The sequence below is a fragment of the Desulfomonilia bacterium genome (assembly GCA_036567785.1).
Taxonomy (GTDB): Bacteria; Desulfobacterota; Desulfomonilia; order UBA1062; family UBA1062; genus DATCTV01.
In genome coordinates, this window is sequence record DATCTV010000033.1 from 78,384 (window position 1) to 93,366 (window position 14,983).

General features: G+C 41.6%; 15 protein-coding genes and 1 riboswitch. Of the genes, 6 read left to right on the forward strand and 9 right to left on the reverse strand.

Going from position 1 to position 14,983, the window contains the following annotated elements; genetic code table 11:
• Positions 1–3: 3 nt before the first annotated feature.
• The 6 genes from VIS94_08260 to VIS94_08285 form a co-directional block, all read right to left on the reverse strand.
• A complete protein-coding gene (locus VIS94_08260; GenBank protein HEY9161063.1) occupies positions 4–936 on the reverse strand; it encodes a DNA adenine methylase in 933 nt (310 codons plus the stop codon).
• A gap of 4 nt (positions 937–940) precedes the next feature.
• Positions 941–1,141 (reverse strand): hypothetical protein, encoded by a 201-nt coding sequence (locus VIS94_08265; protein HEY9161064.1) that lies wholly within the window; start codon positions 1,139–1,141, stop codon positions 941–943.
• Between the two features lie 87 nt (positions 1,142–1,228).
• On the reverse strand, positions 1,229–2,434 hold the full coding sequence (locus VIS94_08270) for an antirestriction protein ArdA (GenBank protein HEY9161065.1): 1,206 nt from the start codon (positions 2,432–2,434) through the stop codon (positions 1,229–1,231).
• Between the two features lie 61 nt (positions 2,435–2,495).
• On the reverse strand, positions 2,496–2,822 hold the full coding sequence (locus tag VIS94_08275) for a hypothetical protein (protein HEY9161066.1): 327 nt from the start codon (positions 2,820–2,822) through the stop codon (positions 2,496–2,498).
• On the reverse strand, positions 2,822–3,331 hold the full coding sequence (locus tag VIS94_08280; GenBank protein HEY9161067.1) for a hypothetical protein: 510 nt from the start codon (positions 3,329–3,331) through the stop codon (positions 2,822–2,824). The genes VIS94_08275 and VIS94_08280 overlap by 1 nt, the downstream gene beginning before the upstream one ends.
• 356 nt (positions 3,332–3,687) lie before the next feature.
• On the reverse strand, positions 3,688–4,245 hold the full coding sequence (locus VIS94_08285) for a hypothetical protein (protein HEY9161068.1): 558 nt from the start codon (positions 4,243–4,245) through the stop codon (positions 3,688–3,690).
• A gap of 167 nt (positions 4,246–4,412) precedes the next feature.
• Positions 4,413–4,503: riboswitch (NiCo riboswitch) on the forward strand.
• A gap of 100 nt (positions 4,504–4,603) precedes the next feature.
• On the opposite strand from VIS94_08285, the gene VIS94_08290 reads away from it, so the two are divergent.
• The 6 genes from VIS94_08290 (at position 4,604) to VIS94_08315 (ending at position 10,104) form a co-directional block, all read left to right on the forward strand.
• Positions 4,604–7,141, forward strand: a complete 2,538-nt coding sequence (locus tag VIS94_08290; protein HEY9161069.1) for a cation-translocating P-type ATPase — start codon at positions 4,604–4,606, stop codon at positions 7,139–7,141.
• A gap of 1 nt (position 7,142) precedes the next feature.
• Positions 7,143–7,439 (forward strand): hypothetical protein, encoded by a 297-nt coding sequence (locus tag VIS94_08295; GenBank protein HEY9161070.1) that lies wholly within the window; start codon positions 7,143–7,145, stop codon positions 7,437–7,439.
• A gap of 153 nt (positions 7,440–7,592) precedes the next feature.
• Positions 7,593–7,874 carry a zinc-ribbon domain-containing protein gene (locus VIS94_08300; protein HEY9161071.1) on the forward strand — a complete coding sequence of 94 codons (282 nt, stop codon included), beginning with the start codon at positions 7,593–7,595 and terminating at the stop codon, positions 7,872–7,874.
• Positions 7,867–8,637 carry a protein kinase family protein gene (locus VIS94_08305; protein ID HEY9161072.1) on the forward strand — a complete coding sequence of 257 codons (771 nt, stop codon included), beginning with the start codon at positions 7,867–7,869 and terminating at the stop codon, positions 8,635–8,637. The genes VIS94_08300 and VIS94_08305 overlap by 8 nt, the downstream gene beginning before the upstream one ends.
• A gap of 23 nt (positions 8,638–8,660) precedes the next feature.
• Entirely contained in the window at positions 8,661–9,356 is a 696-nt protein-coding gene (locus VIS94_08310; protein HEY9161073.1) for a TVP38/TMEM64 family protein, read from the forward strand.
• Positions 9,357–9,597: 241 nt separating this feature from the next.
• Positions 9,598–10,104, forward strand: a complete 507-nt coding sequence (locus tag VIS94_08315; protein HEY9161074.1) for a GGDEF domain-containing protein — start codon at positions 9,598–9,600, stop codon at positions 10,102–10,104.
• 274 nt (positions 10,105–10,378) lie between these two features.
• On the opposite strand, the gene rlmD is transcribed toward VIS94_08315, so the two are convergent.
• The 3 genes from rlmD to helD all read right to left on the reverse strand — a co-directional run bounded on the left by rlmD (position 10,379) and on the right by helD (position 14,791).
• The gene (gene rlmD, locus VIS94_08320) at positions 10,379–11,743 is read right to left on the reverse strand and encodes a 23S rRNA (uracil(1939)-C(5))-methyltransferase RlmD (protein HEY9161075.1); all 1,365 of its coding nucleotides are present in this window, start codon (positions 11,741–11,743) and stop codon (positions 10,379–10,381) included.
• Between the two features lie 119 nt (positions 11,744–11,862).
• Positions 11,863–12,552, reverse strand: coding sequence for a class I SAM-dependent methyltransferase (locus VIS94_08325; GenBank protein HEY9161076.1), 690 nt, complete (start codon positions 12,550–12,552; stop codon positions 11,863–11,865).
• A gap of 52 nt (positions 12,553–12,604) precedes the next feature.
• Entirely contained in the window at positions 12,605–14,791 is a 2,187-nt protein-coding gene (gene helD, locus VIS94_08330) for an RNA polymerase recycling motor HelD (GenBank protein ID HEY9161077.1), read from the reverse strand.
• Positions 14,792–14,983: the final 192 nt, after the last annotated feature.

Consider the following 14,983-nt stretch of genomic DNA (forward strand, 5'->3'; position numbering starts at 1 on the left):
TAGTTATTCCATGCCATAAAATCCGGCAAGGTCGAAGAGCCCCAGCTGGGTCGGCATATCCCGCAGCCGTTCGCCGGTGTCGTAGTTGGAGATCAGGACTTCGGCATACTCGCTGCCGTTATCATAACGCTGGGCCAGATTGTTCAGGCGGCTGACCGATTCAATCTGGAAGTCCTGATATAGCTCCCGTATGAATTCACAGTCGTTGTAGCTTACCAGACACTTGCCCTGACAACCTGCCAGCGCATCCCGCAGACGGTAGTGATCCTCCTTGAGAAATTCCACCGCATAGTGACCTTCTGTCAAATAGTACGGCGGGTCGCAGTAGATAAAGGCGTTCTCCCGGTCGTATTGCTTGATTACATCCTCGAAGTCCTTATTCTCGATGACGGTATCCTTTAATCTTCGGCTGCCCTGCCAGAGCAGATGAAAGGTCTTACGGATATCGAAGGGCTGGCAGCCGTAGCTGGTACAGCCGCTTCCGTAACTGTAGCGTATGAGCTTAAAGAAGGCAGCGGCGCGTTTGATGTCATTCATCTGTGCCTTCTCAATGAGGATGGTTTTGATTTCCTCGAACTGGATCGGAGTCAGCTGCCGCTGAGCCAGCTCCAGTTCCTTCAGCATAAATTCGCTGGTGAATTCCTCCTTCTCCAGATATCGTTTTAGGACCATAAACTCGTCGCGGCCGTTTAATGGAAGGAATCCCAGTTCCGTCAGGAACGCCATCGGCTGGTCACGGACACAGCGGAACAGATTCGTCAGGTCGGAATTATAATCGTTGTACACCTCCATGACCGCGTTCAGGGGACGCCCAAACAGCACCCAGCCTCCGCCGCCGAAGACTTCGACATACCGCCCGTATTCCTTAGGCATCCTTTGGTAAATGAGATCCCGCAATGCTTTCTTGCCGCCCACCCAGCTGATGATGCTGTTCATCGCATCACCTGCCTTTCTTTTTGCCGTGTATCCGATCCAGGTCGGTCTTTAAACAGGAACCGTCGGGACTCCAGCAGATAAATCCGACGCCGGGATAAGGACAGCCCTCGCAGCGGGAAGGCTCCTTCGGGGAAGGTATCGTAAACTTCGGAGGTCCGGTGATCTCCGCGACTGTTTTTTCTTCTGTTTTTAAATCATGATTCATAGCTTCAGCTCCTTCCTCGGAAAACAAAAAAGGCGCTGCCTTTTTTGTAAAGACAGCGCCATTCTGTTCCGATATGTAGTTGGCCGGTCAACGCATCTGTTGGCCGGTTTGCTTGATGGAAAAGTCCAGGGTCATTTCCTGGTTGTTGCGGCGGATGATGCCATAGGGAGTAGTGATGGCTTTTGCTTCCTGCATCCATTTGGAATCGCAGCGTGAAAAGTGGAGCAGCTTCAAGTCGGGATCGCTTTCCGGAATGTGATAGCGTAGGAGGAATTCCTGCCTTGCATATTCTTCTGGTGAGGATAGGTCAGGATTAAAATCATAGCAGTCCAGGTTTCTGGTCAAGTCCAACGCCTGGTCGATGTCCGAGCAATCGCTGATTTCCAGGGCAGCTTTGAATTTCGGAAGCTCTCCGGCGTTCTCCAGTTCTCGGATACGTTCGGCAAGGAGATTCATTTTATCAATGTCCTCACTGAAAGAGAAAGCCTGCTCCAGCATCGGAATGGGACTGGAGCAATGGGTAAACACACATTCCTCCAGTGATACCGCACCCAGCTGCTCCAGTGCCGCGAGGATTTTCTTATCTCCAGCCGGCAGGAGAAGCGGCACAGTCTTATCCGGTTCCTTATCTTCCATATTAAAATCCGCCTCGGCTAGCTGGAGTTTGAAAATATATGGTGCTTCCTCCGGGAGATCGGGAAGGTGAGCGCCGTCATAGATTTGGTTCATAACACCGGAGCCATGCACTACATAATAACCATTCTTGAATATACCGCCTTCCGCTTTCCGCTGCTCATAACCGATTTTCTCATAGTCCAGCAGCTCCAGCAGTTCCTTCTGATACTCCGGCGGTATATGATTGACCGCGTCGATGAAGTCGTTGTCCACATAGAATTTTCCGAGCTCCCGATCATTGTTCACGGGAACCACATGGACATCCTCCAGACTATAAGTTAGATTAATGAGTGCTTTCATGTCCGGCCGTTCATCGCCCATCGCCACACACCCGTTGAAAGCCAGCAGGTCATGCGTGGGCAGATCGCTGATGCGGTGTGCCAAAAAATTTAGTTTGTCGAGGGAAGGCTTCTCCTGAATGAAGTTCAGTTCCTCGCCCTGCATATTAAAGCACTCGACAATTTGATATGGCAGACCGTCCCTGATCCGGGCGCGATCCATTGCGTCCTGTATCTCGTCCCGGCTGGCGGGAAGGTTTAGGTAAGCACCGACATATCCCGGCGCGTCATATAAGTCCGACCGCATGAGTGTAACGATCATCACTTTTTCTTTCTGCATTTGATCAACTCCTTCTGAAATAAAAAAGCGCCCTTCAGTTTCAGGTAGAAACCAAAGAGCGCTACATGTTCATCTGCAATCCCTGGTCGGGATAGAGGATAGCGAAGCGTGCAGTCTGCAGCTTTTCCGCCTCACCGTTTTTAATAATTTCGTTGTGTGAGCCGATCCACTGTAAGTCCTCCAGAGCAGCTAGCTCGGGCGGGCCTTGTCCATACCGGAAGGATTGGACAACCACAGAGATATATTCCGAGCAGCCGCAGTCCTCTACCAGCTCCTGATATGTCTGCGATCTTTGTATGTCCTCCACTTCAGGGATGCCGCCCATGATGGCAACGTCGCGGATGCCGGTATTGGTTTCCAAACCGATGAGTGAAAATATCTTGCTCATCACATCCCTCCCATCACGGGACCGCCGTGTTCAAGGTCGGGAGCTTTGTTTTTCATTTCATTCTCCAGCTTAAGGGAATAGTTTTCATGATTCCAAAAACTGACGTAAATCTCGCCGTCAGGAGTTTTGATGGGACGCTGCTCGAAACCTTCGCCGTATCCGTCAGAATTTTGTCCAGAGACATAATCCAAGAGTGCGGCAACTTCTTCGCCGGAGAGGGGCTCCTTCAGTCCGGCATTCATAACTCCCCACAGCTCGCCGTCAACAACCTCCACTGATGGATAAAGGCTATACACTTTTTTGTTGAGAGCTTCGTCGTGGATATATTCGGCAAGACCTCGATCGTTTTCGAAGAAACGATTCTCCTTGGCAATGGCAGCGAGAATCTGATCCTCATATGCCACAGCTTCCCTGGGAGAAAGTTCTTCCTGATCATCTTCCGAGCAGTCGTACTGAGGATAGGTGATGAGCTTCAGAGGAAAAAAGAATCGCATGGTTTCATTTGACATCGTGTTGTCCTCCAATCTTTTTGAGTTGTCAGTGCTTTCAGGGAAATAAAAAAAGGGCTATGCTTTTCGTTTTTAGAAAAACATAGCCCACATTTTTTTAGCTCAGTGCCAAAAAGACACTCCATTTTTAGCCTGTAAATAAAAATAAAAACATCAAGATATCCTCATAACAGGAATATTCAAGTTAACTAATATAGAAAACATAGCCTTTATCGTGGGCGTGTTGACAAATCGGATAATAGAACTGATCGGCATCAGTGTTGCCCATGACCAAGACCACGTATCTGCCAGAAAAAACTGCTTTAGAGCGATGGAAAGCAGTTACGAAATGTGATATATTTTTTCTTATATGTATGTTATAAAATTATGATGATGAACAAATCAAAGAACACAAAAGGGTATAAGTGAAAAATGTATGAATTTGCGAAAGAATTGTTTTTTAACGCCACGATCATGATATCGTTTATTACTTTGAGTAACCAATTATTTAGAGAAAAAATTGCAACACCTTCTTCAACAATGCATAGGAAAGTATTAACTGGGTTAATGGCGGGGTTGCTAGGTTGCCTGCTAATGGTTTTCAGCGTACATGTTACGTCTGATATATATCTTGATTTGCGCAATCTGCCGATAATTATGATGGCGCTATATACGACATTTCCGTCAGCAATTGTTGCGTCATTAGTAATAGGACTGTTTCGTATAGCATACTTTGGCATAAACCAATCATCTATTATTGCTTTTGTCGCCGCAATTTGCATAGGTATAGGATGCGGATTAATAGGAAAGTTAAACATTAGAAGGTCGGTAAAGTGGATATTGTCTATATTGATAGCATTCATTATTGCTGCATTGCCAATGGCTGTTGCTTTGTCATAGGCTTTCAAAAATAGTATGTTATCAATCAATTTCAAATTAATGCTGAGGAATATGTCAGCGACAAAGGAGAAAATGCTGAAGCGATTAATCACAATTAGTAACTTAAAACTTATAAACTATATGAATATGAGTATTTTAACTTGACATAGCCATAATTTGCATGGTATTCTCTTAATAATCTCTTTGCACTGCATATAAATCTACAGTACAATCTGATCAGGCGATGAACTTTGTAAAAGTTCATGGGGCTGGGCCTAATTAGGCAGCAGGTGAATACAACCTGTGGGACAGTAAAATGTTCCACAGGTTTTTTTTATATCTATTTTGGGACATATCTGAAGATTGCAATGCCATAGAGCTATCTTATAACAAGAAAAATTGGAGGTAACTATTATGACAGATGAAAAGATCAACAGGCTGAAGGGGCTGACAACCTCAGAGGCAACAAAGCTTCAAGAACAGTACGGCAAGAATGAGCTAGTTCCGGAAAAGAAAGAAAATATATTTCATAAAATCTTTCAAGTCATCACAGAGCCAATGTTTTTATTACTGATCATTGCAGCAGCAGTCTACTTTATACTTGGAGAGCCAAAAGACGGAGCAATCATGCTCGTATTTGTAATCGGGATAATAAGCATTGAAGCAATTCAGGAATGGAAAACAGATAAGACACTGAAGGCATTGAAGGACTTATCGGCTCCTCGTATCAAGGTGCTGCGTGATGGGGAAGAAAAGATTATCAACAGTGTGGATTTGGTTCCTGGAGATATCATGTTCATAGCGGAAGGTGTCAAAATTCCGGCAGACGGAACTGTTGTAAGGGCAAGTACGCTATGTGTTGACGAATCCTCTCTCACTGGAGAATCGCTTGGTGTCTGGAAAGTGACTAGCGATAATTATGTTAATGAAAACAATGATTATTGGCGACGTGATTATTGCTATGCAGGAACCCTTGTTACACAGGGTACAGGTACTGTTTTAGTTGATAAAATCGGACTTTCTAGTGAGTATGGAAAGATCGGCAAGGATATCGCTGTTGCCCCGATAGGAGATACACCTCTTCAGAAGCAGACAGGCCGATTGGTAAAGCTGAGCGGTATGATTGCTGCGGTGCTGTTTGTTTTGGTTGGTGTTGTTACATTCTTTAACATTCCTGATCACATAATTAAAAGCAGAGTTATTGAAAGCATACTATCAGGAATTACCCTTGCAATGGCTATGATTCCAGAGGAGTTTCCAGTTATATTGACGGTTTTCTTGTCCATGGGTGCTTGGAGGCTTGCAAAAAAACAATCGCTTGTAAGAAGGCTTCCTTCAGTTGAAACCTTAGGTGCAGTATCTGTTCTGTGTGTCGATAAGACAGGCACAATAACACTAAACAAAATGGCAGTTAGAGAAACCTTCAGCACCTCAGGCGATGAAAAATACATATCCAAGATAATGGGTATGGGCTGCAAGCCTGACGCGTACGATCCTATGGAAAAGGCTATGATCGCTCGATGTGAAGAACTGGGGATTTCAAGAGAGCTTCTTTTTAGCGGGCAGCTGCTAAAAGAATATGCCTTCACTGATGAATTAAAAATGATGGGCCATGTCTGGAAGAATGGAACTGAGATTGTAGTTGCCGCGAAAGGCTCTCCTGAGCGTATTCTTACAATATGCGACATTTCTCCCGACGAAAGAAAAATAGCCGAAGATAAGATTTACGAAATGTCCAAGCAAGGTCTTCGTGTGATTGCGATTGGCCAGATGGTTATCCAAAATAAAAATGAAATTCCGGATACCCTCCTGGACTGCAAGCTAGAGCTTCTGGGAATGGTAGGTCTTGCAGATCCGCCGAGAGAATCGGTAAAAGAAGATATCAAGACCTGTACAAAAGCCGGAGTTCGAGTGGTTATGATAACCGGGGACAACGGAATTACAGCAAGCTCCATAGCAAATCAAATCAATATGCCAAATAGCGACCATATAATAACTGGTGACGAACTCAATGAAATGAGTGACGACGAGCTGAGAGAAAGAGTGAAGGATGTTAGCGTCTTCTCTCGTGTTCTTCCTGAACATAAGATGCGAATTGTGAAAGCCTTTAAAGAAAATGGCGAAGTGGTAGCAATGACTGGAGATGGTGTTAACGACGCGCCAGCACTGAAATATGCTGATATTGGAATAGCAATGGGCAAGCGTGGCTCGGAGGTTTCAAGGGAAGCTGCAGACCTGATACTTCTGGATGATAACTTTTCAACAATTGTTGATACTATTAAGGATGGCAGAAGGATATATGACAACATTAAAAAGGCAGTTGGGTATGTATTTACTATCCATATACCTATAGCATTTGCTTCACTTCTTGCGCCTTTTATGGGGATAAGTCCTACGAGCCTCTTGCTTCTTCCGCTGCATGTAGTTTTGCTGGAGCTAGTAATTGACCCGACCTGCTTAATTGTATTAGAGCGCCAGCCTGCTGAGTCTAACATTATGCAAAGGCCACCACGCAATCCAAAAGAAAAGCTTTTAACAGCAGCAATGCTATCCAAGAGTGTAATGCAAGGCTTAGTAATATTCGGAGCATCCTTTGCAACGTACTACCATTTCATAAATATGTATCCGGAAAATGCACCTCTTGCAAGAACGATGGGGCTAAGCATTATATTCCTTTCCAATGTTCTGCTTGTGCAAGTAAACAGTTCAAATACAGAGTTTGCCTTTAGAACTTTTATCAGACAGATAAAGGATAAAGTAATGTGGGGTGTTATCATTGGCACTTTAGCCGGACTGCTTATTATGCTTTATACGCCACTTAGTGGATTTTTGAAATTAGCACCGTTGTCTTCAGAGCAACTGCTGCTTTCGGCTGGAATCTCATGTATAGCGGTGCTGTGGTATGAGTTGGTAAAACTTTTCCGAAAAGTCATTTTCAAGCAGGAGGCTTAGAGTGGTGAAGGATGATAATAAAGCATTGAGATATGTTAGGAAGAACATCATTCTTGATTCTATACTCTTTATATTTATGGCGGGATTAGCTGTTAGTTGGGATTCGGATTTGCATCCTATTCTTGGCATAATAGTAGTGATATTAGTATTGATTCATATTGCTTGGCATCAAAAACAAATAAAAGTAATGTTTCGCCAGGCTTTTCCAAATTTAACTATACAAAGACCAATAAAAACGATGCTTTTAGTTTTAGGCCTTATAGCCCTGATCCTATCGCTATTCATGGTATTTGAATAGACAGCATTTTTCAAACAAGTAAAATAAAACAATTGAAAGAGGTGTAATAGAATGAGTTTTTTTTCAAAATCATCAAAAGGGAATCACTATAGGCAAGGTAATTATGGAAGTAATCATTATCAGAAAAAGGGTATATTTGGCAACTTGCTTAATATGTTTGGTTCGGGAAGTGGTTCTGGGGGGCACTACAATAATTACGGGAACCAACCTTACCCGCCACAACAGGGCTATCCTCAAGGGCAGCAGAATCCATCATCAGTTCAGCAAAATACACTCGCATGTAATAAATGCAATTCCCGGGTTCCAGCAGGGTCGAAGTTTTGTCTGAACTGTGGTGAACAGGTCAAAACGGAGTTGTATTGCCAAAATTGCGGAGGAAAAATGCCACCCAATGCTAAATTTTGTAACAATTGCGGAAATAAGTTGAATGGTTGAGTTGATGCGATGTTTTAGTGAATTAAAACATCGAGGGAAAAAATACGGGGAATATACAATTGAGGAAGTAGCCGGTGAAGGAAGATACGGCTTGTGCTTTCATGCTAAAAACGACCATGGACAAAGGGTTGTTCTTAAAAGATTCAAACCTAGTATCTTTGCGCGAAATTCAGATAAGAATGCACATGAGGCAGTCATACTCTCAAAGCTCAGGGACTATCGAATCCCTGAGCTTCTGGGTGTGATAAATGAAAAATCATTCTATGCGTTTGTATTGGAGTTGAAACCTGGAATTACTCTAAAAGATATGCTTTTTAAGTATAATTATAAATTTTCAGATGAGGAAATATTTGATATTGGGATTAAGATCATAAACATAATCAAATATCTGCATGAAAATGGTGTGGCCCATAGGGATATAAGGATACCTAATGTTCTCGTTGATCAAGAGGATGTATATCTTATTGACTTTGGATTAGCCAGATTTGCAGATAATAACCTATATAAATATGATCTAGATTATTCTTATTTTGGTGACTTACTTCTTTACTTGATTTATTCCTCTTTTCAAAAGAAAGATAAAAAAAGGCAGCCTTGGTATGAGGAATTACCATTAAAGGAAAAGCAACAGCATTTTTTAAAGAGATTAATGGGGCTTGATATTATATATGAAAGCATCACCGATATTGAGACGGATTTTAATGATGCGTTTACTATTGCCAAGGATTGTACAAGGGCACAGACAAATTTCGAATTTGAATAAAAGGATCGGTAAGGTAAAATGAAATGTTGAAAAAACTCCAGGATATTGATAAAAAAACAAAAATCAAGTTCTCTATCCTTCTGATCTTTTCAGTAGTAATTGTGGCATTTATCCTAAGCAATTATGATTGGATTTTAAACAAACTAAATGATGCAGAGACGATAAGACAATATGTTCTTTCTAAAGGGTTCTTAGGATTTATCTCATTTGTTGTTATCCAGGCGTTACATGTTTTGCTGGTTGTGATACCAGGTGATATATTCAATTTCACTGGAGGTTACGTTTTTGGTATTCCGATAGGCTTTGGCTTGTCGATACTGGGTATTATGGCCGGAACAATGAGCGCATTCTTTATTTCTAAAACCTTGGGTGCTGAGTTTGTATCAAAATTGGTACACCATGATAAATTGAAAAAAATAAGCGACTTGGTTAACTCAACTAAAGGCTCATTCGGTATCATGATTATTTGTCTGCTTCCATTCATCCCCAAGGATTTACTGGTGTATATAGCAGGATTGACTCCTATAAAAGCTTCACGATTTTTCTTGATATATGGAATGTCAAGGATACCTGGAACACTAATTTGGGTTTCAGCTGGATCACAGACTCAAGAAAATAATTTGCAGGGGCTAATATTAACCTTTGTTGCATTGGCCTGCTTTATTGGTGTTGGTGCTTTGCTGCAGAAAAGGTACGGGAAAAGTTTATTGAAGAGTTAAATCAATAAGTATTTCATGGGAGTGTTTATTATGCCGATGGATTTATTTGCTATGCACACCCCTGAAAAATGCACACCCCCTTACCTTGAAATCGTTTGACATAGGCTTTTCATTTTTACTAAAAAACTTAATAGTGCTTAAAGATGTGCTTATATCTTATTACGGTATATTTGCGGCGTCTTCCTTCCTGTTATACTTTTTATTGGAAAATACTACTGAAGCGAACAAGATATATAGTCAAATGAAAGATGACGCTAAGAAAGATTTTTTAACCGGATTGAACAATGTCAGGCAATTTGACACGCTATTAAATAAAGCCATTAACGAAGCAAATGAAAGAAATGAAAATCTCTCGTTTCTTTTTATTGATGTTGATTTTTTTAAAAAAGTAAATGACACTTACGGGCATACTGAAGGAGATCTTGTCTTAAAACAACTAGGCGATATCATCAAAAATACTTGCCGGAGTTTTGATATTGTTTCCCGAAACGGAGGCGAGGAGTTTTCAGCTATACTTCTTGATTGCCCGTTAGATCGAGCTGTCAAAGTTGCTGAACGCGTTAGAAACAATATTGAGCATCATGGTTTTATTTTGAGCACTGGCCAAGAGATAAAAATGACTGTATCAATAGGCGTTTCGTCATATCCGGAAGATACATTAGATGCCGACAAGCTTGTAGAATACTCTGATATTGCTCTATATAATGCAAAAAGAGAAGGCAGAAATAATGTAAGCACAAAAAAATAGCGGCTGCATGAGGGTTTACGAACGTTATGGTCATGAGAGGGTTTGTCTGGAAAGTACGGTATTTAGCCTAAGCATAAATACAAAGGCATCAAGATTTGCTGTCCTGATGCCTTTGTATTTTCCTGTATGAAATTGTAATTTTGGAGGTCATTTCTCTCCAACGACCCTTTGTCATCTATGAAAACGGCCAAAAAAACGGGCCAAAATTTGCACTTTTTTGCTTCGATTTTTGTTCATTTTTGGCTTGCAAACCACAACATCTTGTGGTCAAAGTCTACTTTTTGTCCTCCGAACCACATTTCGTCATCATTATTATCGTTTCAACGTGCCCCGTCCATGGGAACATATCTACCGGCTGCACCTCAAGCACCTCAAACCCATTCTCCGCAAGATAATTCAAATCCCTCGCCAACGTCGCAGGATTACATGACACATAGACAATCCTTTTGGGTCCCATATCCACCAAAGTCTTAAGCAGTTTCTCATCGCAGCCCTTCCTTGGAGGGTCAAGTACCACCACATCAGCCCTTTGGGTCAACTCCACCTTTTCTGCTTCCCCTACAATAAACTCTGTATTTTTAATACAGTTTATTTCTGCGTTTTTCACCGCATCTCTTATTGCATCGGCTACTACCTCTATGCCGTAGACCTTTCTCGCTTTCCTGGCCAGAAACAATGATATGGTCCCTGTTCCGCAGTACAGGTCGTATACCACCTCATTTCCTGTCAAATCCGCATATTGGAGTGCCTTTCCATAGAGCACCTCAGTCTGCACTGGGTTTACCTGGAAAAATGCAAGGGGAGATATTCTGAATTTTAAATCCTCTATGTATTCTGTGATAAAATCTTCACCATATATTTTAATATTCTCTTCACCCATAATAATATTGGTGTTTTTTCTGTTGATGTTCAGATAAATGCTTTTTATTGATGGCTCCCTTTCAACCAGTTCTTGAATCAGCTTGTCCTTATGCGGAAAGTCTTTTCCGTTTATAACAATAACAACCATGGTTTCCCTTGTTTTAAAGCCTTCCCTGGTCATTATATGCCTTACAAGTCCTGTACCTTTGGCTTCATCGTACGGAACAATCTTATATCTATGCATGAATCCACTTACAGCATCCTTTATCCGATCACTGGTTTCATTCTGAATTCCGCAGCCCTTGCACTCTATGATCTCATGAGATCGTCTTGCATAAAATCCTGCAATCGGCTTATCTGTACCTGCTCTAACAGGATACTGGGCCTTGTTTCTATAATTAAATGGATCCTTCGTACCGATTGTCTCATGGATTATTACATCTTCCAGCTTGCCTATCCTTTTTATGCTTTCTTTCACAAGGTTGGTTTTAAACCTGAGTTGTGCTTCCATGCTCATGTGCTGCAAGCTGCAGCCGCCGCATTTTTCAAAGGCCGGGCAGAATGGTGATATTCGGCTGGCAGACGGGTTTATGATCTCCACCAATCGGCCTACCGAGTAGGACTTGCTAACTTTAGTGATCCTTACAAGTACCTCTTCGCCTTCCAAGGCATCATCAACAAACACCGTGAACCCATCCACCCTGCCAACTCCCTGGCCCTCGTGGTTCATTCCGGTTATAGTAATCCTGTATTCCTTATCTTTTTCAACAATCGGCATTGTTACCCTCCAATAAAAACTTGTTCAATTCTTCTCTGGTGTAGATTTCATCCAATCCAACCAGCTAACTCCCAAATCGTTCCCCAAATCATGAATCATATCTGTTGTACTTCTGCCAACTACTTCATAGCAAGATAAACCGCCACGTTATAGTATTTCCAAACAATATCCATAGTATTAAAACCGGCTTCCTTAAGCATCTCAAGGTGCTTCATCATTGATATGGGCGAATCCTCTCTGAAATGCAGAGGCATCCAAGCTTTTTCAATTTCCTCCATAGGAACTGACTTTGACATGTACTCCTTCCATTTTCCCAAATACATATCATGAAGCCACTCATAAGATGCAAGCACAACATCTCCGTTTATAAATATTCCTCCGGGCTTTACACTATCAGAAATCTTCCTGTAAAAACCCATCTTGTCGTCATCCGTTACCAGATGGTGGAGTGCAAGAGAAGACACCACAACGTCATACCTTTTGTCAAACTCAAACTGATAAAAATCACAGTTAATATACCTTGCCCCCTTGGCATCACAAAGCTTTCTTTCAGCCATCTTAAGCATTCTTGGGGCCATATCCACACAGGTAAACCTTGCATTAGGGTATATATCCAATATCGCCTTGGAAATTGTACCTGTTCCGCAGCCAAGATCTATAACCTCAATTGACTCATCCTTCTTAAAGGGTATGCAATCAGCTATTGTCTTTACCATATGGGTGTAATACGGCATGAGTTTTCTTATTATTCCGTCATATTCTTCCGCTTCCTCATCAAAATGAGTCTTGATACCCTCCATTTTATCCATAAACATCCCCCTGTAAGATTGTTCCACAATTCTATCTTAAACTTTATTATACTTACATCCCTTTACCCATAATACGATCTAAAACCTTTGTCGTCTCACCTGTATAATATATATCCAGCTTATGAAGTGCCCTGGTCATAGCTACATACAGAAGCTTTATATCCAGTTCACCTTCGGTGTAGTTCTCTGCTCCTGCAATAATAACAGCATCAAACTCAAGACCTTTGGAGAGATAGGACGGTACAAGAACCATTCCGCCCTGATATTTATCCTCCTTACCTGTTATGAGCTGCAATTGGAGAACATCCTTTTTCATAATCCCTTGAATCGTTTTGCACTCATCAAGTGTTTTGCATATAACAGCAATAGAATTTATCCCCTTTTCTTTAAGCTCCGATATTGCAGCCGACATAGCCTTAGCCATCTCCTTGGTGCTTTGATTTCCTATAAGCCTTACAGGATCTCCATGCCTGAAGACTGGCTTTGCAAGAATGATTTCATCGTCATCCAGCAAACTTATAACCTTATTGGCAGCATCCATTATTTCAATGGATGTACGATAACTCTGTTGAAGAGTAAGGTATTCTGGTTTTTTGTCCTTATAAACCTCCTCCTTTACTTCCTTCCAGTTTTTAATGCCCCTGTATGAATGAATTCCCTGACACAGGTCACCTAAAAGTGTAAAGGAGCTGTCCTTTATAATCATTTTTAACGCAAAGAGTTGAAAAACGCTGAAGTCCTGAACCTCGTCAATTACGATCTGCCTCACAGGAATTTTTTCATCTATGCCGTGTATAAGGAATTTCAAGTATATCAAAGGAGCAAAGTCTTCAATCTCAATAAACCCTGAAGCGATGATCTCTGACGAATACTTCCTCAGGTATGCCACAATATCCCTGTCCGCAAGCCCCTCCGACAGTTTTAGAAGCAATTCTTCATTTTCCATAAGCTCTCTATAGTATTCCCAGGGGCTAAACTTTGATATTCTCTTTACATATTCACCTACGGCTTTTTTAGAGTAGGCTTCAATCCTGTTTATACGCTCGTTCCTTGAGTCAATGGCTTCGATTATAAGCTTTTGCCGCTCATCGCCAGGCGGCATAGTGAGTTTAAGCCAGTCAACCTCCATATCGGACTTTGCATGCAGTGCATTGATGATTTTTTCTTTCATTACCTTCATTCTGGTATTTAGATGTTTCTTGATCTCATCTATCCTTTTTACCAGAGGCCACCTTTTATAATCTCTAAGAAAAAGCCTGTTAATTTCATCATATGGGTATACAACAATTCCTTCAATCTTAAAGTCTTCCTTTGGCAGAAAAACGGTTTCTACATATTCAACATACCTTTCCATAATGGTTTTAAATGCCATGGATGTTTTAAGGACTGTAGCCTCATAAAAAAGCCTTCTGTCTTCAATGTCCTTTTTATTATCAGCAGCCTTTTTATCCTCAATAAAGCTTATAAGCTTCTCATTGCCGTCCCTTACCTTGAACTTTTTACCCAAAAGATTCATGGCGAAGCTTTCAAAGGTTGTCTGACTGACCCTTTCAACACCAAGCTCCGGCAATACCTCCGATATATAGTTTAAAAAAAGCTTATTTGGTGCTATAATCATGAAGCTTTCCGGCTTCAAAGTTTTTTCATGGGTATAGAGAAGGTATGCTATCCTGTGAAGGGCAATAGTGGTTTTACCGCTGCCTGCCGCCCCCTGAACGATCATAGGCTTCCATATATCAGCCCTGATGATTCTGTTCTGTTCTACCTGGATGGTTGAAACAATTTCCTTGAGCCTGTTGTCCGCACTTGCTCCCAGATAGGACTGAAGAAAATCATCATTTGTAGTTATATCTATGTCAAATATCTCCCGAAGCTCTCCCTCTTCTATGGAAAACTGCCTTTTTAAAGTCAGGCTGCCTTTTATATTGCCGTCTGGACATACATAATGGGCTTCCCCAAGCCTCTCTTCATAGTACAGGTTTGCAACAGGTGCCCTCCAGTCAACTATTATGACCTCCTGGTCTTCTTCTCTCATAAGAGACATCTTGCCTATATATAAATTTTCCTTTTTTTCTTTTCCCTCTTCAGTAAAATCAACCCTTGCAAAATAAGGCTTTCCTGTTGCGGTATACAGATTACGAAGCTTAAGCTCCATGCTTCCCTGAAGCAGCGAATTAATCATCAATTCAACATAGCTTTGACTGCTATCGCCGCTCTGATGCCTTTTAAGCTGTTCCACATCACTATCAAGCTTTTTCTTCCTGTTTAATGTGGCATCAAGGGTTTTTTTAACATAATCCAGTGTATACCTGCACCTTTCCAGCTCAGCTTTATATTCCGGATGGTTTGCAGCTGGCATGAATTAAACACCTCCTATAGAATTTGTTATTAAGTATATTAAGTATATTAAGTATATTAAGTATATTAAGTA

What these genes read in the sequence shown, in the direction of transcription:
- VIS94_08260 (HEY9161063.1), bottom strand. Translation starts at nt 936, where the DNA reads ATGAACAGCATCATCAGCTGGGTGGGCGGCAAGAAAGCATTGCGGGAT.
- VIS94_08265 (HEY9161064.1), bottom strand. Translation starts at nt 1,141, where the DNA reads ATGAATCATGATTTAAAAACAGAAGAAAAAACAGTCGCGGAGATCACC.
- VIS94_08270 (HEY9161065.1), bottom strand. Translation starts at nt 2,434, where the DNA reads ATGCAGAAAGAAAAAGTGATGATCGTTACACTCATGCGGTCGGACTTA.
- VIS94_08275 (HEY9161066.1), bottom strand. Translation starts at nt 2,822, where the DNA reads ATGAGCAAGATATTTTCACTCATCGGTTTGGAAACCAATACCGGCATC.
- VIS94_08280 (HEY9161067.1), bottom strand. Translation starts at nt 3,331, where the DNA reads ATGTCAAATGAAACCATGCGATTCTTTTTTCCTCTGAAGCTCATCACC.
- VIS94_08290 (HEY9161069.1), top strand. Translation starts at nt 4,604, where the DNA reads ATGACAGATGAAAAGATCAACAGGCTGAAGGGGCTGACAACCTCAGAG.
- VIS94_08300 (HEY9161071.1), top strand. Translation starts at nt 7,593, where the DNA reads ATGTTTGGTTCGGGAAGTGGTTCTGGGGGGCACTACAATAATTACGGG.
- VIS94_08305 (HEY9161072.1), top strand. Translation starts at nt 7,867, where the DNA reads ATGGTTGAGTTGATGCGATGTTTTAGTGAATTAAAACATCGAGGGAAA.
- VIS94_08310 (HEY9161073.1), top strand. Translation starts at nt 8,661, where the DNA reads ATGTTGAAAAAACTCCAGGATATTGATAAAAAAACAAAAATCAAGTTC.
- VIS94_08315 (HEY9161074.1), top strand. Translation starts at nt 9,598, where the DNA reads ATGAAAGATGACGCTAAGAAAGATTTTTTAACCGGATTGAACAATGTC.
- rlmD (HEY9161075.1), bottom strand. Translation starts at nt 11,743, where the DNA reads ATGCCGATTGTTGAAAAAGATAAGGAATACAGGATTACTATAACCGGA.
- VIS94_08325 (HEY9161076.1), bottom strand. Translation starts at nt 12,552, where the DNA reads ATGGATAAAATGGAGGGTATCAAGACTCATTTTGATGAGGAAGCGGAA.